The organism is Nostoc paludosum FACHB-159 (genome assembly GCF_014698835.1).
Lineage (GTDB): Bacteria > Cyanobacteriota > Cyanobacteriia > Cyanobacteriales > Nostocaceae > Nostoc > Nostoc paludosum.
Genome location: NZ_JACJTU010000084.1, coordinates 1 through 19,587 on the forward strand (window position 1 = coordinate 1; position 19,587 = coordinate 19,587).

General features: G+C 40.2%; 21 protein-coding genes and 1 pseudogene. 10 read left to right on the top strand and 12 right to left on the bottom strand.

Translation table 11 applies throughout. The annotated features are described in order from the left end of the window. Window positions 1-1,767, top strand: a pseudogene (locus H6H03_RS40910) (PriCT-2 domain-containing protein); the annotation flags it as partial. A 186-nt stretch (window positions 1,768-1,953) separates the two neighbouring features. On the opposite strand, the gene H6H03_RS36600 reads toward H6H03_RS40910, so the two are convergent. The 3 genes from H6H03_RS36600 to H6H03_RS36610 all read right to left on the bottom strand — a co-directional run bounded on the left by H6H03_RS36600 (window position 1,954) and on the right by H6H03_RS36610 (window position 3,421). After that, window positions 1,954-2,520 (bottom strand): GNAT family N-acetyltransferase, encoded by a 567-nt coding sequence (locus tag H6H03_RS36600; RefSeq protein ID WP_190959913.1) that lies wholly within the window; start codon window positions 2,518-2,520, stop codon window positions 1,954-1,956. Beyond that, the gene (locus tag H6H03_RS36605) at window positions 2,521-2,961 is read right to left on the bottom strand and encodes a hypothetical protein (protein WP_190959914.1); all 441 of its coding nucleotides are present in this window, start codon (window positions 2,959-2,961) and stop codon (window positions 2,521-2,523) included. It abuts the gene before it with no gap. A 313-nt stretch (window positions 2,962-3,274) separates the two neighbouring features. Beyond that, a complete protein-coding gene (locus H6H03_RS36610; protein WP_190959915.1) occupies window positions 3,275-3,421 on the bottom strand; it encodes a hypothetical protein in 147 nt (48 codons plus the stop codon). Between the two features lie 153 nt (window positions 3,422-3,574). On the opposite strand from H6H03_RS36610, the gene H6H03_RS36615 reads away from it, so the two are divergent. Further along, window positions 3,575-3,985: a plasmid mobilization protein gene (locus tag H6H03_RS36615; protein ID WP_190959916.1), complete on the top strand. Its 411-nt coding sequence runs from the start codon at window positions 3,575-3,577 to the stop codon at window positions 3,983-3,985. Beyond that, on the top strand, window positions 3,960-5,492 hold the full coding sequence (locus tag H6H03_RS36620) for a relaxase/mobilization nuclease domain-containing protein (RefSeq protein ID WP_190959917.1): 1,533 nt from the start codon (window positions 3,960-3,962) through the stop codon (window positions 5,490-5,492). The genes H6H03_RS36615 and H6H03_RS36620 overlap by 26 nt, the downstream gene beginning before the upstream one ends. Window positions 5,493-5,674: 182 nt before the next feature. On the opposite strand, the gene H6H03_RS36625 is transcribed toward H6H03_RS36620, so the two are convergent. Continuing rightward, window positions 5,675-5,917: a hypothetical protein gene (locus tag H6H03_RS36625; RefSeq protein WP_190959918.1), complete on the bottom strand. Its 243-nt coding sequence runs from the start codon at window positions 5,915-5,917 to the stop codon at window positions 5,675-5,677. 150 nt (window positions 5,918-6,067) lie between these two features. Here H6H03_RS36625 and H6H03_RS36630 point away from each other — a divergent pair, with 150 nt between their 5' ends. After that, the gene (locus H6H03_RS36630) at window positions 6,068-6,340 is read left to right on the top strand and encodes a hypothetical protein (protein WP_190959919.1); all 273 of its coding nucleotides are present in this window, start codon (window positions 6,068-6,070) and stop codon (window positions 6,338-6,340) included. Window positions 6,341-6,391: 51 nt separating this feature from the next. On the opposite strand, the gene H6H03_RS36635 is transcribed toward H6H03_RS36630, so the two are convergent. Beyond that, window positions 6,392-6,748 carry a TRADD-N-associated membrane domain-containing protein gene (locus H6H03_RS36635; RefSeq protein WP_190959920.1) on the bottom strand — a complete coding sequence of 119 codons (357 nt, stop codon included), beginning with the start codon at window positions 6,746-6,748 and terminating at the stop codon, window positions 6,392-6,394. Window positions 6,749-7,068: 320 nt separating this feature from the next. Here H6H03_RS36635 and H6H03_RS36640 point away from each other — a divergent pair, with 320 nt between their 5' ends. Further along, window positions 7,069-8,943 carry a GHMP family kinase ATP-binding protein gene (locus tag H6H03_RS36640; RefSeq protein WP_190959921.1) on the top strand — a complete coding sequence of 625 codons (1,875 nt, stop codon included), beginning with the start codon at window positions 7,069-7,071 and terminating at the stop codon, window positions 8,941-8,943. Window positions 8,944-8,967: 24 nt separating this feature from the next. Here the strand turns inward: H6H03_RS36640 and H6H03_RS36645 are convergent, their stop codons facing one another. From H6H03_RS36645 to H6H03_RS36655, 3 genes are all read right to left on the bottom strand, one after another. Further along, window positions 8,968-10,263, bottom strand: coding sequence for a phthiocerol/phthiodiolone dimycocerosyl transferase family protein (locus H6H03_RS36645; RefSeq protein ID WP_190959922.1), 1,296 nt, complete (start codon window positions 10,261-10,263; stop codon window positions 8,968-8,970). A 274-nt stretch (window positions 10,264-10,537) separates the two neighbouring features. After that, window positions 10,538-11,611: a ParB/RepB/Spo0J family partition protein gene (locus tag H6H03_RS36650; protein ID WP_190959933.1), complete on the bottom strand. Its 1,074-nt coding sequence runs from the start codon at window positions 11,609-11,611 to the stop codon at window positions 10,538-10,540. After that, a complete protein-coding gene (locus H6H03_RS36655; protein WP_199339217.1) occupies window positions 11,611-12,396 on the bottom strand; it encodes a ParA family protein in 786 nt (261 codons plus the stop codon). Before H6H03_RS36655 ends, H6H03_RS36650 begins: the two co-directional genes overlap by 1 nt. A 168-nt stretch (window positions 12,397-12,564) precedes the next feature. Here H6H03_RS36655 and H6H03_RS36660 point away from each other — a divergent pair, with 168 nt between their 5' ends. The 3 genes from H6H03_RS36660 (at window position 12,565) to H6H03_RS36670 (ending at window position 15,214) form a co-directional block, all read left to right on the top strand. After that, window positions 12,565-12,792: a hypothetical protein gene (locus H6H03_RS36660; protein ID WP_390842919.1), complete on the top strand. Its 228-nt coding sequence runs from the start codon at window positions 12,565-12,567 to the stop codon at window positions 12,790-12,792. Continuing rightward, window positions 12,789-13,220 carry a type II toxin-antitoxin system VapC family toxin gene (locus H6H03_RS36665; RefSeq protein WP_190959925.1) on the top strand — a complete coding sequence of 144 codons (432 nt, stop codon included), beginning with the start codon at window positions 12,789-12,791 and terminating at the stop codon, window positions 13,218-13,220. The genes H6H03_RS36660 and H6H03_RS36665 overlap by 4 nt, the downstream gene beginning before the upstream one ends. 569 nt (window positions 13,221-13,789) lie before the next feature. Further along, complete coding sequence (locus H6H03_RS36670) at window positions 13,790-15,214, top strand: hypothetical protein (RefSeq protein ID WP_190959926.1); 1,425 nt, start codon at window positions 13,790-13,792, stop codon at window positions 15,212-15,214. An 83-nt stretch (window positions 15,215-15,297) separates the two neighbouring features. Here the strand turns inward: H6H03_RS36670 and H6H03_RS36675 are convergent, their stop codons facing one another. From H6H03_RS36675 to H6H03_RS36685, 3 genes are all read right to left on the bottom strand, one after another. Continuing rightward, window positions 15,298-15,705, bottom strand: coding sequence for a hypothetical protein (locus H6H03_RS36675; protein ID WP_190959927.1), 408 nt, complete (start codon window positions 15,703-15,705; stop codon window positions 15,298-15,300). A 70-nt stretch (window positions 15,706-15,775) separates the two neighbouring features. Beyond that, window positions 15,776-16,135 (bottom strand): hypothetical protein, encoded by a 360-nt coding sequence (locus tag H6H03_RS36680; protein WP_190959928.1) that lies wholly within the window; start codon window positions 16,133-16,135, stop codon window positions 15,776-15,778. 273 nt (window positions 16,136-16,408) lie between these two features. Beyond that, on the bottom strand, window positions 16,409-16,951 hold the full coding sequence (locus H6H03_RS36685; protein WP_242058168.1) for a tyrosine-type recombinase/integrase: 543 nt from the start codon (window positions 16,949-16,951) through the stop codon (window positions 16,409-16,411). 364 nt (window positions 16,952-17,315) lie between these two features. On the opposite strand from H6H03_RS36685, the gene H6H03_RS36690 reads away from it, so the two are divergent. Next, window positions 17,316-18,014 (top strand): hypothetical protein, encoded by a 699-nt coding sequence (locus tag H6H03_RS36690; protein WP_190959929.1) that lies wholly within the window; start codon window positions 17,316-17,318, stop codon window positions 18,012-18,014. 19 nt (window positions 18,015-18,033) lie between these two features. On the opposite strand, the gene H6H03_RS36695 is transcribed toward H6H03_RS36690, so the two are convergent. Beyond that, a complete protein-coding gene (locus tag H6H03_RS36695; RefSeq protein WP_190959930.1) occupies window positions 18,034-18,603 on the bottom strand; it encodes a tyrosine-type recombinase/integrase in 570 nt (189 codons plus the stop codon). Between the two features lie 386 nt (window positions 18,604-18,989). On the opposite strand from H6H03_RS36695, the gene H6H03_RS36700 reads away from it, so the two are divergent. Then, window positions 18,990-19,250, top strand: a complete 261-nt coding sequence (locus H6H03_RS36700) for a DUF7219 family protein (RefSeq protein WP_190959931.1) — start codon at window positions 18,990-18,992, stop codon at window positions 19,248-19,250. Window positions 19,251-19,587 lie beyond the last annotated feature (337 nt).

Here is a 19,587-nt window from a genome sequence, read left to right on the forward strand (position 1 = left end):
GGCTTCCGTTACCTTAAACGGATGGTCATTCAAAATTACTCCCAAATTCGAGCGCACCCCGACTCTACCCCAGTTGATTTAACTAATGCTGCTGGCGAACCTTTCACCGTAGGGCGGATATGGGAAGAAGCCGGGACTCTCATAAAACCTGTACACTCAATTGAAGTGGGATTACAGGATTTTGATACTACCGTTGGTTCCTTAGTTGCTGGCGGCTTACCCCCTGAGCAATGGTCAAAACTCCAGACCTTTTTACCAGTTTTGCGATCGCTCCTTAATGGAGATATTAAACCTGATTCTCGTTACGGCTTTAATGATGCTGAACTCAGAGAAGAGTTAGGCGAATTTCCCTCTGGCTTAGATATTGAAGCAATTCGGCAGATATTACAGCCTAATTTAGAATTTCTGGCTGATTTAGACTCGATTGATATCCAGGCTGATAAACAACTCAAAAAAAGCGCCGCCGCCCGTTTCGCTGCCAAACGTGTGGCCAAGGACAGCGCACGACAAGCGGGTAAGCAGTTCTTTGATTTGCCCTTGTACTGGTTCTGTGATTTCCTCGAAGCTTGGAAGGGTGAAGGATATTTGGCTTGTAAATGGGGTATATTGACCATTTATCGCCCTGACACCAAATATACTGAGTTAGCCTACTCCGCCCAATTCAATGTTTACCTTGATGCCACTATCAGCCCAGAACTGTTGAAATTGAAACTCGGCTACGATGACTCGATGTTAGTCATAGGGCAGTCACGCCCCGACTACAGCAATTTAAGGGTGGTCAACGTCGTTGGGCTGGGTAAATTACCCAAAAAACGCTCTAACTCTTTAACTTACCGTGTTGATGCCCTCAAGGAAATTTTGCTCAAGATATACAAGAAACTGGGCATTATCGAGTGGAAACAAATTGCTCTCAAGGCAGAAGACCATATTGAATACGGTCACTTTGTCGATGGGCGGGGCGTTAATCGCTTTAGTGACTGTGATGCAATCGCCTCTTTTGGCATTCCCTACCAAAACATCGGTGCGGTGGCTGCACATCTTCAAGTGATGACTGGTCAGCAAGTCTTGCTGGGAAATTCAGAGGGCATCTTGCAAAAGTATCTCACCGAATTAATTAGAGCCGAAATCATCCAAGAAATTGGTCGATTACGCGCTCATCGTCGCTCCAATGAGGAGCTAACATTCTACTTCTGCGCTGACTATGACCTTAGTTTCCTACTAGATGAACTGCCCGGAGTCAAGTTAGAGGTTGTCGATGCCTGTACTTTATGCACCGAAGCGGGTAGCCGAGATCAGCAGACTGGACACGCCATTGTCAAAGCTTTCACCCAGCTTTGGCAGTCGCAGCAGAAAATTGGGCAAACGGCGATCGCCAAAATCATAGACACTACCCAAGGATGGGTAAGCCGATTTACACAGCGTTGGGGGGGTTGGGCTAGGTTTAAAAAATTATTACTTCTACTATTAGATAGTCTTCATAGCAGTAGTAATAAAAATCTCACAGACCTGAGCGATGAGGAAAGGTGGTTTGCCCATGAATACTTCCCGACGTTGATTAATGAGGCCGAATCATCGGCTGAAGATGCCTTAACTCACATAGCTGAAGTGGCTACAGTCCTTAGTCCTACTGTACTGCGGCGAATTGTCAATTTCTCTACCCCTCAAGTTAAGGCCGACTTGCTGATGATTATCTTGCGTTGTCTGCCCACCGAAGTTTACTCCGACTTTGCCCCACTGCAAGCTGTAACTAACCCGACAGTGACCTGAAAAAATTTATCAGTTTTCATTTCTACTGACCTATCAGTAATAAAAGATGCTCTGCTTCCTGATTGTGTACTTAATCATTGAGTGAGCGTCCGGTTCAGTATGCCTTTTCACCCGATTGTTAGCGTGCAAAAAACCCATATACTATTGCTGACATGAAGTGCAAACGCGCACCGACTTGTTAGTGCTTCAATCAAAAGAGTTAATTTCCGAAAAATTTTTGACCATACGAATGACAGGAAGAACGTTTTTGTTTGGAAGCGAAATCTCAAATTGCTGACAAGTCTGATAGCCAAATTTGCGATACAATGGCTCACCAGCTAATGTGGCTATGATCTCAATGGTCTTAAATCCAGCTTCTATCGCTGCCATTTCACACTGTCTCATAATCTGACTACCGATTCCTCTACGCGCCCACGCTGGATGAACAAAGAATGCCCGAATCTTTGCAGGCTCAATGCTTGGATTGAGTAAGATATCTTCTGCCACTTTCTTACCCAGATCGCCTCCATAAAGAGTTTTTCGTTTACTCCATCCGCCACAGCCGACCACCTGACTTGCGCTCTCAGCGATGAAGTAGGTTCTATCCTGGATTAATTGGCTATCGACACCAAAGACGGTTCCCAATGCTCCTTCAATTTGTTCAGGCGTGTAGTAGTTTGCTTGAAGTGTTCTAGCTGATTCTGGAATCAGACTCGCTAAAGCAGGGATGTCTTCTGCACGAGCTATACGAACATATATATCCTTTTCTGTCATTTATTCATCCTCATGTTCCTGCACTACTGGCTGTTGTTTTTTGGTTTTGCCCTTCCCACTCTTTACAGTTTGTTCTGTTGATGTCTCACTGTTTGCTTTAACTGCTGGCTGATTTTCAGTGACAGGACTTTCTGATATGCTATTATCTTCGCTTGGCTCTATCCTTTGACGACGACGGCTGTTTTTCTTCAACTCACCGATTAAATACTTGATTCTGCTGCCAGTCAAATTAATGCCCAGCCCTTTCAGCATCTCTGAAACTTCATCATAAGTGTAGCCGTACTTAGAAGAAGTCAGCTTCTCGATGTATCTCCTCATTTTTTTCACTGCTTCCCTGTCAGATACATCCTCTCGCTCTTTTGGCTTCTGCTCCTTCAGCAGTGAGATGGCCTTATCAATCTTGCTCTTAGTGATTACCTCAGACTCCTGCTGTTCAGCCATTGTTATCTCATGTAGTGATTGATTAACTACTAATTATCGGTTATTTGAAAACATCTGTACCAATCTGTTTTCAAAATGCTAAAAAAAATTGACGATTGCGGCTACGCCGAATCTGCGATTTTAATCAAAGCGGCTACGCCGAATCACTTATTACTTAGTGGCTACGCCAAATTAGATTTTCTTGTGACAGCTTCGCTGTTCTTTCTATTCAACTGATGCTCAAAAAATTCTACTATTACGGCTACGCCGAATCAGTTCTTATTGTAGCGGCTACGCCGAATCTAAAACTTTAATATTGTGGCGTGAGCCAAATCTAGAATTTATCTAGTGCTTCATTATTAACTATTACGGCTGCGCCGTTGATATATCCCTCTGTAGGTTGTAGGATAGTCAGCATCGCAGCTATGCTGTCGTACTCTCGCCCCCAGTCTTCTGGTGTTTCTCCGTACATACGTAGCACGCGACACCTCCTTTCCCCCAAAAATTGGCTTGAAGCCAGCCATGCCTTAAAGCTTACGCTTTACCTCGCTCCGCTCGGACGGCAAAGCTGGTTTAGTGGGGTTTCACCCCCCTAAAAACCCCCCTCGCGTGATGTCCTCATTCTCCCTAAACTATGGCAAATCGAAAGCAGTCTAAAGCCCTAGTCCGAAAGCACATCTTCCCGGTGAGGTTGAGCGACATCGAACTGGAAATGATTCGGATGAAATCACAGGACGCGGGAATGTCAGCGAGTGAACTAATGAGGCGTAATGCGTTGATGCGTCCGTTACCCAAACGACTGAGTAAAATTAGCTTGCAAACATATTGGGAGTTAGGACAAATCGGCAACAACCTTAATCAGCTTGTCAAAGCCACCAACATAGCTATCAAGATGGGGCGTACTCCACCAGCAAACCCAGAACTGTTACGAGAACTTTTAGAACTGCTGCATCAGTGCAGACGAGACATTGCCTCGGATGATATTGAAGGTGAAGACTGGGAAGAAGAGGAAGAAGACGATGATTGGGAAGCAGACGAAGGGTAGAGGTTTTCGCAAGCTGTTAGATTATCTAGAATCCCGTGAAGATGCCAAATTAATTGGTGGCAACATGAGTGGGAGAAATGCCCGTGAGTTAGCGCGTGAGTTTAAGCTATCTCGACAACTGAATTCTGATGCCGAGCGTGTTGTTTACCATGTCTCACTGTCAGCAGCTAAAGGGGACAAATTAGATGATGACAAGTGGAACGAAATCGGCTCACGCTACATGAAAGAAATGGGCTTTGATGCCAATCAGTTTGTCATCTTCCGTCACCACAACACCGACGACGACCACATCCACATTGCAGCCAGCAGAATCAGGATGGATACGGGGCTGTTAGTGCATGATTCCTGGGATTATATTCGTTCAGAAAAAGTTCTGCGACAAATTGAGCAAGACTATGAATTAGTGCAAGTCCAGGGCAGTAGAGAGAAACTAAATCGCACACCCAGCACTGGACAAATTAGACGCATAAGGCGAGAGCAAGAAGAATTTGAACAGGGACAACGTGACTCTCCTCCACAACGCATCATCAAAGAGGAAGTTCAGCAGACAATTGATAGGGCCAGAGTTGATAATCCCCAAATGCCAACGCTGATCATGCGGTTGCAGCAAGCTGGCATTAGTGTAAGAACAGGATGGACTAGAAATGGTAAGTCTAAAGGTATTTCTTATGAGAAAGATGGGCAAGCTTTTAGTGGTACACAGTTAGGTGCAGCTTATACCTTCCCCGGTTTGCAAAAACATCTTGGCGTTGACTACCAAACAGAACGAGATGATGAATCTATTAATGAATTGCTGCTCAAACCTGTAAAACCACTCCCAGTTGAGCAGTTAGAAAAACTCTTTCAAGAAATTGAACACAAGCAAAATCAACCACAGTTTACACCACCACCAGAGGATCTACTTTTGTGGCAGAAATTGCACAAGTATTTGAATGAAGAACGCTATATACCAGATTATATTGTGCAAGGATTACATTATAATCAGTTGCTTTACATGGATGAGCAGCGAAATATTTTGTTTATCAAGCGTGATTTAGATGGTTCAAAAACTGGCGCATTAGTTTGGTCAAAGCCAAGGCAAAGTCATCTCGCTGTGGAGTACGACCAAAACACCTCTACACCAAATGGTTGGTTCTATCTGAGATTGGGAGGGCAACCAACGTCCAAGGTAGAAAACGTCTTTTTGTGTTCTACACCAATTGATGCGATGTCAGCAGCCACCTACCTGATCTCAAGTTGCAAGGGGCTACCACCAACTAGAACCATGTTGATAGTAGCTGATGACCCGAATAACCTACCTATGGAATTTCTCAAAGGTTTCAATAGGGTGGTCGTAGCATTCAATAATGATGAACAAGGGAATAAGGCGGCTAGTGCAATATTAGAATTGTTGCCACAGGGTAAAAGGCTCAAAACCCATAATCCTGATTGGAGTCAGGAACTAGAAGCTCATCTAAAAGAGGAGCAACAAAAGCAGAAACAGCTTGACCGTGGTTTTAGCTTGTGATCCACGCCGTGTAGACCGAACTCGTTGTCGCTACGCTCGGATCATGCGGTCTTCGGGACGGGCAGAATGATTTCTGGTTGAGCCGACAAGTCACGCAAGCCCGCCCCGAAGACTCCACTTCGTCGCATGATCCGCAACGAGTTCTCACATCAAATATTTGAAGATACCCAATAAGAAACAGATTACAAAAAATTTTGCAATGGTTGTTTGAAGTACGTTTGCAACATTGCAGTATTATCGATTTTGATAAAAAATCCCCAACAGCAGCAATCGTCCCATAGGGTAAAAGTAGTTCTATTGCACTCACCATAAGGATTAGAGGCTATTTTCACCTCAACCCCCAGGTGTCCAATTGCTACCATTTGACTACTATTTGCAGTTAGCAGCAGTTGTACACTGTTAATAGCTGTAACTGCAATTTGCATCTTATAACTGCTAATGACTGCTAACAGGCAGCAAAAATGCAGAAAACTTGGGTTTTTAGTCCAAATGGGTAGCTAAAAGGTAATTTGTAACTTACGCTACATTTTACGTCTTTGAATCTCCTTTAATCCTACGTAATTATCGGTGTTTATATGAGCGATGCCAAGCAAGAAATTCTTTCTATTAAACGAGACAGTAACGACATCGATGGCCAAATACTTAATTTTTTAAAGACCAGCCCTATCTCACCTGGGTCTACTTTAGCTGATGCAGTGATGGTAACTCTCAAAGCTCATTGGCTACCTTTGGTGTTGTACTCAATGGGAGTGCGCGGTGAAAAATTGCGTACTCCCACTATTTGGGCGCTTCACCAGTTGGAAGCACAAGCTCGGCTCATTCGTCGCCTTTGTGAGATTGATAATTAGCTAATTGGTGATCGCCTAAACTCACGTTTCGTTCTTTACGGTCATTTTTTCTTAGTCTTCATCTTTGAAAGTTTGTGAAATTTTTTCTAATTTGTCATTTGTATGTTTTGTTAGCTCATGAGATACAGCGGCAATACTTACAGTAATTTCTCCAGCTGCAATGACTGTTTCCTTCTGTACTTCTCCTAATAGAAGGAGTACAACACTTCCTAGACCGATAACAGTACTTGCCATTGTTACCCCAAAGGTAAAGTTGAAACTGAGACGAGCTTGACGTAAATGTTCTTGAAAAAGACAGGTATTAACTGACTGTTTAGTTTTTTGTGTACAGCCCAAACTTAGCTGGGAGTCAGTATCAGCACTATCATGAAATTGTAGGTAGCTAACAAATCTGGAAATTAGGTTCATTTTGTTGTTTACCTTATTATGTTCGTGTGAACACCTGCCTGGAAGGTGCAAAAACTAGGCAGGCTGTTTTCTTTTATATACTTTGGGGCATATCCTAAAGCAATCACTACCAAAGCAGAGGTTAAAAAGTTCGCTAAGGCTTGTGAAATAAAGGTTTCAACTTTGGGGCATGAGCAATTACACTTGAGGGCTACTACTGTTGTTTTGGTAATTTTCAACGTCCCTTAATGCTACTGCCATTAAATGATGGGAAGACGTATGAATAGATTAGTGAATTTTTAGGCTGTGCGTATATGTGTGTTTTTCTATAGACATCCTCTATGAAGTTACGATATTTTCGCAAAGATCAAGAAAGAGTTGAAATTGTTCTAGATGCCTTAATATCTTTTGCAAAAGTTCCGTCTGCTTACTACAGTGAGTTTGAGGTTCTTGAGGTAAAGTGGGAAAATAATAGTAACATTTTACAAGTATGTACGCAAAAAAAAGATATTCAGAAACTGGTAAAGGAGCAAAAAAGTCGCCAATTACAAGATTGGGAAGTCCAACAGTCAATTGCCTATCTTAGAGATTTAAATATTATCAAAGGAGACTCACAACAAGGCAAAAAAAAATTAGAATTTAGGGTAGAACTTTGGTCAAAAGATAAGCAGACCAACTTAGATAAATTTAGACAACTTTGGAAAGAACGAAAACAAGGAATGAAGATAAGAAAAGGAGGAGGGGAAAACCCCGCACCTTTTCTTAAACACTTTGAAAAAGCTTTGAATGAATGGAAGGCAAATCAAGTAAATAAAGGTTGTATTTACAGCGCACCTTCTGCTGTTTTTATAGGAGGTGAACACGGTGTCGTTTTTGGCCATTCAGCTATTTATTACCCCCTTCCTTTACGACTTTACGTTCATATAGAACCAGATTTAGATAGATATAATATAACTATTAATGAATATATAGTTGCTAATCCCCAAAACCTTAATGAAATTACGAATATCAAACTTCTTACAGCTTATGGGGACACGAATATTAGCGATTATTTAGATGCAATAAATACATTATTTATTTCCATAATTTTCCCTTTTTTACGAGATAAATCTGGATTTAGAATCAATGTTTTGAGCAGTTTTCCTATTGCTGTTGGCTTAGACTCAAGCGGAGCATTTTCTGTATGTCTTGCTCAAGCTTTAGTCGATCACTATATAAATGTTGAGGATTTTAAAAATCATTTTGATATACAAAACTTAGATAAAAATCAAGTTGTTTTAATATTGGCTTGGGCTATCGAAAATTGTTCTCATGGAAATTGTTCAAGTGGTGCGGGGCCACACGCATCTTTTTATGGAAGAAAGGGCAGACATCCGCTTATTTATTGTACTTCTAGGCGTTCACGTTTAGGGCATAGACTATCAGCAGGATGGAGTCCAGTAAATGTAGGGGAACAAAAAGAAGCAATTAAAAATCTATTAAAAATAAAAACTTTTATATTTGATCCCGCAGAACCTGGAAGTGGCTTACCTAGCTATCCTGACCCTCCTCCGTATAATATAACTGTTTTGTATTCAGGAATTTTTAGTAAAACTAAACAAGCTTTAGATAAGCACAGTATTCGTACTTATATCAAAGGTTCTCAAAAAAGTGTAAAATATATTCATCAAAAATTTAATAATATATTTACAGATAAAAGCTTTCATCGTTCTGTTGAAATACATACTTCGGAAATTTTAGGTCAGATTTATTTAAATGATAAAATTGAAGATACTAAGAAAGACTATGAGCTTGACTTTGCCTATCTAGAACTTTGTGCAGAAGCATTAGGCAATATTTGTATCAGTCTTGTAAATTCTGTATTATCTGATTGGAGATTCGTGCCTGATCTGATGTCTTCATGTCAATCTCTACTTTCTAGTATGGAATATTCTCATCAGAATATAGATTATTTTATTGCTCAATTACAAGCTAATGCTTTGCGATATGAAATTGATAATAAAGTAAAGAATGACCTTTTACCAAAAATCAGTGCAAAATTAACAGGGGCTGGTAAAGGTGGAGATATTATAGTTTTTAGTTTATATGAACCTGACGTCCATCAAGAATTGCTTGAAAAAAGTTGTAGTCAAGATAATGTGATTCATTTTGACTCATATAAAATGTTTTCTCAACAAGAAAATGCATCAGTAGAAGGTGTTAGGCAGGAAAAATGATAATCACATAATATCTTATAGTCTTTATATTAAATACTTAACGTCAATCAACTCTTTAGTTGATACCATCAATAAATAAGATAAAGCCTTGTTTACAAGATTATTAGCTGTCTCATCGCTAATTAAAGGTTGAGTAAACATAAAGTTGAGAGTCATTTTTTCATGAAAAGTTGACACAGCAACACTAAAAACATTGCCCATTACAGTTGTTGATAATAGATAAGTTATTTCCTTTAACTGAAACGGACTATAATCTGACGGTATTTTTACTTTACCAACGTTAGTTACAAATATTGAAAAAGAAACTAGCTCAGGATGCTCTAGAACATACTCTGCTTTATTTTTATAAGACAAAATAACATTATAAATTTCTTGAGTTTTTAATCTGGCTTTTATTTGCTGAGTAACTTCTCTTGCTAAATCCCAAAATGATGTCTTGTTTGTGAGAGTATGAAAAGATGTCAAAGCTGAAACGATCATAGCTATATTTTCATCACCGATTGGTGGATTTACTCTTCTTCTCATATCTACAGATGAGCGACAGCTGAAATATAAATCTCTATTGTCTTTTCTGATTTCTTTAGCTAAAGCTAACATCATAGCTGCACATATAGCACCATGTACAGTCACTTTCTCGTTTTTACAAGAATTAATAATTTGATTGGTTAATTTAGCAACTAACTGTCTATGAATTAATCTACAACTGCGTTGTTGATGAGATACATAGTGTTCTAAGGGAAGCGTATGTGGTTGTTGAGTTGATTTCTGAGTTTCTGTATTTTCAGTAGTAACATTAGCCATTAGTTCCTCTAAAGATGGCAGTGGTCGTAACTTAGAGACTGTTGGTATTTGACTACTGGATACAATTTTTTGGCAGTATCTCAAAATTTCTGAATGAAGATAAATTCCAGAAATAGCATCTATGATTGCATGATGAACTGTGGTAATTAGATAATTGATATTGCTCTCTTTATCAGGCTTAAGAAGAATAGCTCTAAGTAAAACTTTTTGACTTTCAATTTTTTTACTTAATTCATTAACAACAACTTTTTGCCAATATTCGAGTTCGGAATTAATAATAATCTGTAAAGGAATTTTTTCTGTTCCTTCAGTCCTAAATCTGAGATTATCTAATGAACCAATGATATGAGAATTCAGTCGGGGATGACAACTCTGAACTAAATCTAATGATTGTCTGATAATTTCTTCATCAAGAAATCCCAGAATTTGACTGACTATCACTACATTCAATGAGCTGGCACAACAATTAAAAAGTTCCATCCCCTCTTCCATAGGAATCAGTTGTCTATCGTCAGTCATAGCTATTCTCAGTTATAAAAAACTCTTTGCAAATAATCCTTGATCCTATATTTTCCCGGTAAAAGTAGAAATTTAGGCATTTTTGAGTAATGCTAAAATCCTTACACAACAAGGATTTTAGCATATCTTAGCGACGCATCTGTAGGCGTTCGTCTGTGGGGAGGGGTTTGCGTTTTTGTTGTTCGGAATGCAGCAGGGTGCAGCGATAGTATCATCAAAAGCCACGGTGGTTTTATCAACGTGTATAGTGAGGGATATAGCACCCCATGTCAATTCACTCATCCCCTAGCAATGCTTCAAGCTTGTTTAGAAGGTTTACTAGCTGCTTTTGTTTTCTTGGTTCTTTCCATAGCTGACGCTTTTTAATGCGCTGGGTAATATCTTTGAGCCGTTCTGGTATTTGGTTAGGTGTTTTAGATTCAGATGGTGTTTCAGATGAAATGTTGGCGATGATTTGTTCTTTGATTTGGCTTAAAGACCAATCGTTAGCTATTGCCTCTGACAAGAGTTGTTTTCGCACTTCGTCATCTTTTACCCGTGCCAGTGCTTGGGCTTTGGTGTATTCCAGCTTGCCTTCTCGCAATGCCATTAAAATTTCTTCTGGCAGATTGAGCAACGGTAAACGCTTGGTAGTGAACGATAGCCAATTCATCAGCCCCAGGCTAAGAAATACCTGTTCTACCGTCTTTGATTGCTCCAAATCTACTTTAGGAGAAACGTTTCTCCTAGATTCTGTCTGCTCGTCTAAATTGTCAGAAATGGTATCAAGAGATTCTGTTGATTCACCTTTAGGAGAAACGTTTCTCCTAGATGAATCTAATGAGTCTGTTGGCTGCTGTTCTTCTTTAGACTGAGCATTCTTCATCCGGTACAGCAAGGATTTGACGGCTTCTACATCGCAATGTAGCCGAATTGCCAACAGGTGTAAAATACCTTCAGTTTCTTCAACAGGGTTTAGGTCTTCTCGTTGCAGGTTTTCAATTAAAGCCAACTGAAACGCTTGGTCATCAGATAGCTGACGCACAACCACAGGCGCGACTTCAAGTTTTGCTTCTTGCCCTGCCCGGTAGCGTCGTTCTCCTGCTACTAACTCGTATTTTCCTCCACCAATTGGGCGCACTAACAAAGGTTGGAGGATGCCATGCTGTTTGACTGACTCTACTAATTCTTTTAATGCTTGTGGGTCAAAATATCGTCTGGGTTGCTGTTGAGGCAAAACTATATCTGATAGCTTGACAGTAGTTTCAGTAGCACCTGCTGTATTTCCGTCTGCTGAGTCTAACCAAGGTGCTGGGGGTTGAGTTGTAATTTGACCGCCAAAGGGTTTTTCAGTTTGCTTGCGTCGGATCACAAAGCCTCCAAAGAATTAGCGATTTCTTCAAGGATAGGGACTACAGAATGTTTAGGGTCAAACACCGCTAGGGGCGCACGTTCTTCTGACGCATCGACAAAAGCGGTGGCTCTGGGGATGGCAGGGAAAATCCGACCCCAGGCTGAAAGTTGAGATTGGATAGCTGCTAATGCGCGTTTATCGGCTGAGTTCTGGTGAGCATACCGTGTAGGAACAAACCCGGCTATTTGGATTTTCCGGTTAGCTTTATTTTTAACGTGGGTGATAGTTTGTAACAGTTCGTCTGTTCCCTCAAAGGCTTTGAGATGGGTTTCGACGGGGACGAGTACGTGTGTGGCTGCGACTAGGGAAATATAAGAAAGCAATCCTAAACTGGGGGGACAATCTATAAGGATGAAGTCGTATTCATCCTGAATAGGTTCAATGGCTTCCTTGAGGCGTAAGTCGCGCATGGCAGCACTAACTAACTGCATTTCGGCTCCACTCAGGACTCGGTTAGCTGGAACTAAATCCATACCGTGAATGCCCTCATGAATCGGTAAGGGCTGCTCGTTGATAATCGCATCAGCAACAGTTTTTTGTAACTGAGATGGTACTAACCCCATGAATTTGGTTAATGAGGCTTGGGGGTCTATGTCGATGAGGAGAACGCGGTGTTCTCCTAGAGCTAGGTGGTATCCCAGGTTTTGGGTCAGTGTCGATTTGGCGACACCACCCGCCTGGTTAAACAGGGCAATAATGCGGCATTGCTTGTCTGAAGTTGACACTGGCTTGCGTTCCATTAAGATACGTTAACGTTTGGTCAACCGACTCGGTTTTAGTTTCCAGTTTATTGAAGTGTATCAGAAGAATATAAGTTCTAGGGGACGAGAGTAAAGCAACCCTCAAATCTTACCCGCTCAGATTAAAATACAGTTACCAAAGTTGAGGTTTAGTTTAGAGGAGCTTAATTGATGAATTTACAAGAAATTATTAATTCTATTAACAATTTACCTACAGAAGAACGGGACTATTTATTTGAGTTTCTGCGTCAAAAAAAGGAGGAATCTAGAGGGGATAATTTTTGGCAAGGATTACAAAAATTTAGACAGGTAATCCAAAGTGAGGGGATTATTTTTACTGATGAGGATTTTGCTGATTTACGAGATCCGAGCGTGGGCAGAGAAGTTGAGTTATGAGTTTAAACTTCTTACTTGATACTAATATTCTCTCAGAGCCAGCACGCCCTATTCCTAATGCCAATGTTTTACACCAACTAGATATTCATAAGTCAGAAGTTGCTGTTTCGAGTGTGGTTGTTCATGAACTTCTACATGGTTGTTTGCGGTTGCCAGAATCTAAGCGACGAGAGTATCTTAGGAATTATATTTATGAGTCAGTCTTAAATTTACCAATATTTGATTATGATTTAAAGGCAGCACAATGGCACGCCCAAGAAAGGGTTAGATTATCCCAGATTGGCAAAACTCCTGCTTTTGTAGATGGTCAAATTGCGAGTATTGCTTTCTGTAATAATTTAGTTCTGGTAACTAATAATATTTCTGATTTTGAGTTTTTTAATGGTTTAAACGTTGAAAATTGGTTTGTTAGTAAAGGTGAAAATTGAGCTATAGGTGAGTACGCGACAATAGGTAGTGCTGGCAGCGATGAGCCATATCTTGGCTTAAGAGCGATCGCCCAGGAGAGTGAACGCTGTTTTACTGAACTAATCGGTTCAGTTTAGCCGTTTGGGGAATTCGCCAACGGTATCACGGTATCGGTATCTCGGCGGCCACCCTAATGGTTCTTTAAGAGAACTCGATACACAATTAATCATTCTTGCTCAAAATTACTTGTATCTCGGCTCAACCCCAATAAGGTTCATTCTGAGCATTACCAAGTATAAATTCTGTTGAGAATGCCATTAATAAAAACCTACGTAAGAAAAGCGATCGCTTTTGCAGGTTAATCAGGTTTGAATGCCTTACCGTCAGTGCATTTCTCTTCGATGTTGTGATAATTTCATTTCCCGATATCTCCGCCAACTGGCGACAACATCGACAAGCACTGAACAGGCATACGTCAAATATTGTGCGTAGGTGTAGTCAGCCGCAGGCATCGCGGTCATTGTCTAAACCATTAGCAACCCTTAACCCCTTCTTGGGAATACTAATAAAGTAGCCGTCCATAAAAAATATGCCTAAAAAAATTAGCGATATATTCCAAATAAATCCCCAAATTTTAATTGACCACAATGTTTTTAATGGAGTGATCAATATCGATTCACCATTTTATGTTGATCCAAGACTTTTAGAAAAGACTACAGTTCCTGAATTGCAACAATCCTACAAAAAATTTACAAATCATTTTGATGATGTCCTAAAGAGCGTACTAAATTTTATTGAAGGTCGTGAAAACTTTGAAACAATTACAAACAAACTAATATTCTCTGAAATCCCGGTTGCAGGTTTAGGATATTCAATTAATCATGCAGGGGGTAAAGGAATTGGTAGTCAATTATCAAATAATTTATCTAAAACTGTTGTAGAGCTAGCAAAATTAGGAATAATAGATCCAATAATCTTTGAATTGTCTGGACTTTTTGAGAAAAATATTGGCGCTGACAGAATCAGTGATATGACAATTCATATATTGCTGTCTGAATTAGCTCAGTTCTCTTCCCGTGTTGCAGAATCTTTAAAGCTACCAAAAGCGGCGAAGCCAACATTAATAGCTGGTAAGTATTTTTATGGATTACCTTGTTACTCAAGTCAAGGTATTCTTCTAGTACCTCAAGATATACTAACAGCGCTACCACTTGCTTATTCATGGACAAGTGCAGATGTAATAACAACTCACAACCAAGAACTAAGGGGATACATAAATACAAAAATTAAAAAATCATGGAAGGCTTCTCCCACATGGAAAGATGTTGCGCTCAAAAAAAAAGATTTGAGAAAACATATTCTCGAACAACCTGAATTAATGAAGAATTTGATTGACAAATATAAAGGGAAATCTGCTATAGCATATAATTTTAAAAGTGATCCTGATGAAGTGTTTAGATGGCATGAGTCTGCTAGAGAGTATGCTAATAAATACCCTTTAAATTTAAAAGATTTTGAAAGTGAATCTAATGAAAAAATTGTTGAGATTATATGCGAACATTTTTCTAAGTTAGTAAAAGGAGGATTGTGTGTAGAGTTTTATAAAAAATCAGGAGAACCAAATAATGAAAAAGTGGGACAACTTATTTTATTAGAATTACTAGAAAACTATATACAGAGAAGTTCTTTCAAGCTGACATTCGATTTAAAAAACGATACTATAAATTTATCCAATCAAAATTTCTTTGGCGAAATTAGTATTATCCTAAAATACACATCAACACGCAATATAGTTAAAGAGTATGAAGAAATGCTTGGAAAAAATCAAAGTAGTTTTAAGTTATCGAACAGTACTCTAATTCTTATAATGCTCAATAGAGGAAAGTCAATAATAGATGAAATTAATGCGCTTGACAGAAAACATAGGCAAGAAAATATTAAGTTTTTCAAAAGAGTAGATATTGATGGAAGAATTCAGGGTACAGGTGGAAATAAACGACCTTTAATTAGATAATCCTGTCAAAGCTTCGACTTAAGATAGTTTATTAATTATCCAATTAATCTCTAAAACTTCCCTTAGCTTTTACAATGTAGAAATTAATAACTCTCATTTAGGATTTGATTGTAGAGGTAATTTTCTAATTCTGTGTCTACTTTTAATGCAAAGCGAATTTCTCTATCCTTAATATGAGGAAACCAAGATTTTCCAAAACGGTTAAGTAAGCTACCTCCTATTTGTGCTGCTCTTTCAATTTCATACTGTAAATATAAAGCAGTTACAAATGCAGCTACTCTTGCTTGGTTTTCTCTATCCTTTCTTATGCAAGTACTAATTGCTATCTTTACAGCTTCTTCAGGTGAATGAAGATTAACGTTACCTGTTGCGACCTGTATACTATCAAAAAATTTTAGTCCTAAATTATAGACTTGTTTTTTAGTCTTTTCATCATTAGCTAGACTCCAAAATAAACTAACCGCTATTTTTTCAATAGATAAAGGAAGCATATATTTTTATAAGTGAGAAATTGATAATAAACCTTGTAAACTAGTTTGAGCAATTCTACATAGCCAAAATTTACTTCCTTACAAACCTATCTAAAATACTTTTGGCACAAGTATAAAGCTTTATATCATTGCCATTGTGAGCAAGTAGGTAAAACACTTCCCATTCATCAGGCGTAATACTTAAATACTCCCCTGGTTTATAGTTATCTGCGGATGCTCTCATTTTTCGACTAGAACCTGTTTTTGATTTAATCTTCAGGTAGCGTCCCCTATATCCTGTTTTGCGAACCTTGACTTCCCATAAACAACTACTACTGTCTTGTATATTAGCCTCACCTAAATCTTCTTTACCACCATGCCATAATTCATTCCATATTGCCTCACTACCTTTAGCTAATTTATATAACATGACAACATCAGATGGATTCATACTTTTTTCTCAAAACTAGGGATATGTAATTAAAGTATTGAAAATTTCAAAATAACTTACTCTATAAGACTCCCAATAGTGAAAAGTTAAACATAACTCTAAATTTTAGTATTCCCTATCAATGCCAAAAACTATAAATCCCTAACAGAAAAATCAACCATCGAGGGTATGGATAGAGTATGGAAATGTTGCTAAAAAACTAATCATCGGCTGGAATCCTTACAGTAAGCGATTGTTCCTGGAAGTTGCGATATCCCCAAATCTCTACATTCTTCAAAAATCCAAAGCAGAGATCGCGTTTTGCTTCTGCTTCTCAGTTACCCCCAGATAACGCTCCAAAGCTGCCAAAGTCCGATGTCCCGATATTTCCTGAATGTGGCGCAACGGTATCCCGGCATCGCTCATCCTAGTTAACGCAGTCCTCCTGAAACTGTGAGTACTAACGCCCTCAATGCCCAACCGCACACAGGTATCTCTGAGGATTTTGTCAGCACTGACCTTATGGATATGTAAGAGTCCATGCCTGCCGGGAAACAAGAACTCTTTGCGGCGGTTAGGGTTGTACTCTTCTAAATACTGCTTAAGCTTGGGATGCACTTGAATTTCCCTGGTGTCCCGCTTGCCTTTGGTGTTGACGCTACGCAGCACCAACACGCCTCTGACACCGTTGCTGCCAAATACATCTTTCACCGCTAAAGTGCAAGCTTCATTGATCCGGCAGGCAGCATAAAGGCACACGCCGAACAATGCCCGATGGCGTAACCGCCCGCCGTAGGCGATCGCGTGGGTTGACAAAGCCCTCAGTAAATAGGACATTAATTTGGTCAGGGGTGAGGATTTCTGCTCTGCCGAAACGATTTATTTTCATAGGTTCTAGCCTACATTGTCTAAAACTCGGTTGCTACTCGCACGCGAATACCTCCAAAAAACGCGCATGATTAGTTGTCACACTTTACTCTTAGCTGCGCTCACCCTCCATTCGCTTGTATGGACCAGTGAAATTTTTCTCTAGCCCTATCTGATTATGTTTGAGAAAACTGGTATAATTTCTGAGTCACATTTGACACATCAGCTAAATGCAGATTTGATTCTGGGTAGAATGCATGAACTTCATGGCGAAAAATGCCTAGAAAGGTATCCATTTAGCTAATCAAGAGGCTGACAGTAGAGTTGCCGGAGAGTGAATATAAACCAACGACAGCGATCGGAAAAACAGCGAGATACCCTTCAAGCCGAGTGGGATCTGAGAAATGAGAAGTTAAAGCAGTTGCGGCTGGCTTTAGCAATTGAGGCTGGGGCTGTTGTTAAGTTTCAGTTACAACAACAAATCCAAGCTGAGGAAACAGAACTGAAACGGTTGAATGATGAATTACATACAATCGAGCAAGCTCTTTACACGGTGAATTTGGTCGAGTCTCCTCCAATCGATCCAACTCCTTCCCCGCCAATGCACTTACATCGCAGAAGAGAAAGCTATCCGCACAGTAAACCATCACGAGGCAAGGTAAGTTTCAACTATTCTCATCATGACGGCTTTTACCGACTAGGCGATGGCAACTACGAGTTTCTAACGCACTGGAGTAAGGCAAGCGACACAACTATTCATTGTTACCAGGACGCTACCAATGTATCAGTTGCCTTGGCTCCCAAGAACACACGGCTACAGGATATTACAGACGCTAGCCTTTATAATTTCACTTCAAGGGTTCGGAGTCCTGAGATCGGACAATTTGTATTGCTTGAGAACCATTCTGGTCGTTACGCTGCGGTCAACATTCTTAAAATACAAGATGATTCACGCGGCGACTCTGAAGACCTCCTCGTATTTGACTACTGGATACTGGAGGACGGCAGCGACGACTTTTCCAATGTCGCCTAACTGTATAAACCGACATTATTCAAAAATCCAAAGCAGAGATAGCATTTTGCTTCTGCTTTTCAGTTACCCCCAGATAGCGCTCCAAAGCTGCCAAAGTCCGATGCCCTGATATCTCCTGTATATGCCTTAACGGTATCCCGGCATCGCTCATCCTGGTTAACGCAGTCCTCCTGAAACTGTGGGTACTAACGCCCTCAATCCCCAGCCGCGCACAAGTATCTCTGAGGATTTTGTCAGCACTCACCTTGTGGATATGCCCCAACCCATGCCGCCCTGGAAACAAGAACTCCTTGCGGCGGTTGGGGTTGTACTCTTCTAAATACTGCTTGAGCTTCGGATGCACTCGAATTTCCCTAGTGTCCCGCTTGCCTTTGGTGTTGACACTCCGTAGCACTAACACCCCTCTAACACCATTGCTGCCAAACACGTCATTTACTGCCAATGTACAGGCTTCATTGATCCGACAAGCTGCATAAAGGCACACGCCGAACAGAGCGCGATCGCGTGGGTTGACAAAGCCCTCGTTAAATAGGAGATTAATTTGGTCAGGGGTAAGGATTTCTGCCCTACCGAAACGGTTTATTTTCATAGGGTCTAGCTTACATTGTCTAACCCCAATAACACAATGTAAACGGCCGGAAACCTACATCTTCCGTGAGCAACTTCAAACCACTAGACTCAGTTAATCTCTGCTTATCAATCCCAACCGCTACAACCCGCATAATGGCGTTGGCTGATAAAACCTGCTTATGTTTGCAGCGCGATTACCAAGTAGGGGTATAATCCGCACTTAATACTTATACCTAACTTATAAATGAAACGATCGCTTCATTTATATGTCCATGATTGAAAAGCCTTACTGTTATTGCAGCAAATAAACAGTTAGTTGCCTTATACTTAGCTTGACGGCAATTTCTTCATTGAAGCTTACTTCTGACTATCATTGTTAAAAAGTCACTTATTGGGGGTGAAGTAATGGACGAGCCTAATCTTAACCACAAAAACAAATTTCTTTACCCTCGCAGTCGCTACTACGGTCAGGTTAAGCCAGAGAATTTAGTATTTAATGCCAACCTTCAAGAATTTGCACAAAAAGTTGGCTACATTACCTGTTTAGAAACCAATGGTAAGCTTTCTCCTGATGAGGCTTACAACCAGATTAAGGCACTTTGGAAACAGTTGAAGCGCAGTAAAAAAGAACTCTTGATTGCTAACGTGTCACCAGAGCAGCCCTAAAATTACTCCAATGTCATTAAAACCACCGAAATCGATGGTCTAGAGGCAGCCGTAGCCGAGCAACAAAGAGAATTCAATTCGGAGATTAACTCGCTTAGGACAGAAATTGATGGGCTACGGCAAGCCTTAATAAACGCGGGATTATCATCTCTCAGAGAGAGGGTTGAGGACATACCCAGAGGCAAAATCAAATTCTCATACTCTGATCATGATGCTAAACAAGGGCTAACTGTAACGACCTGCAATACTAATCGCTCAAACCTGCAATCAAGACATTTACAAACCAGGATTATTTGCAACTATAATTACGCTTCAGCCAGGATTAATTGCAACTGAA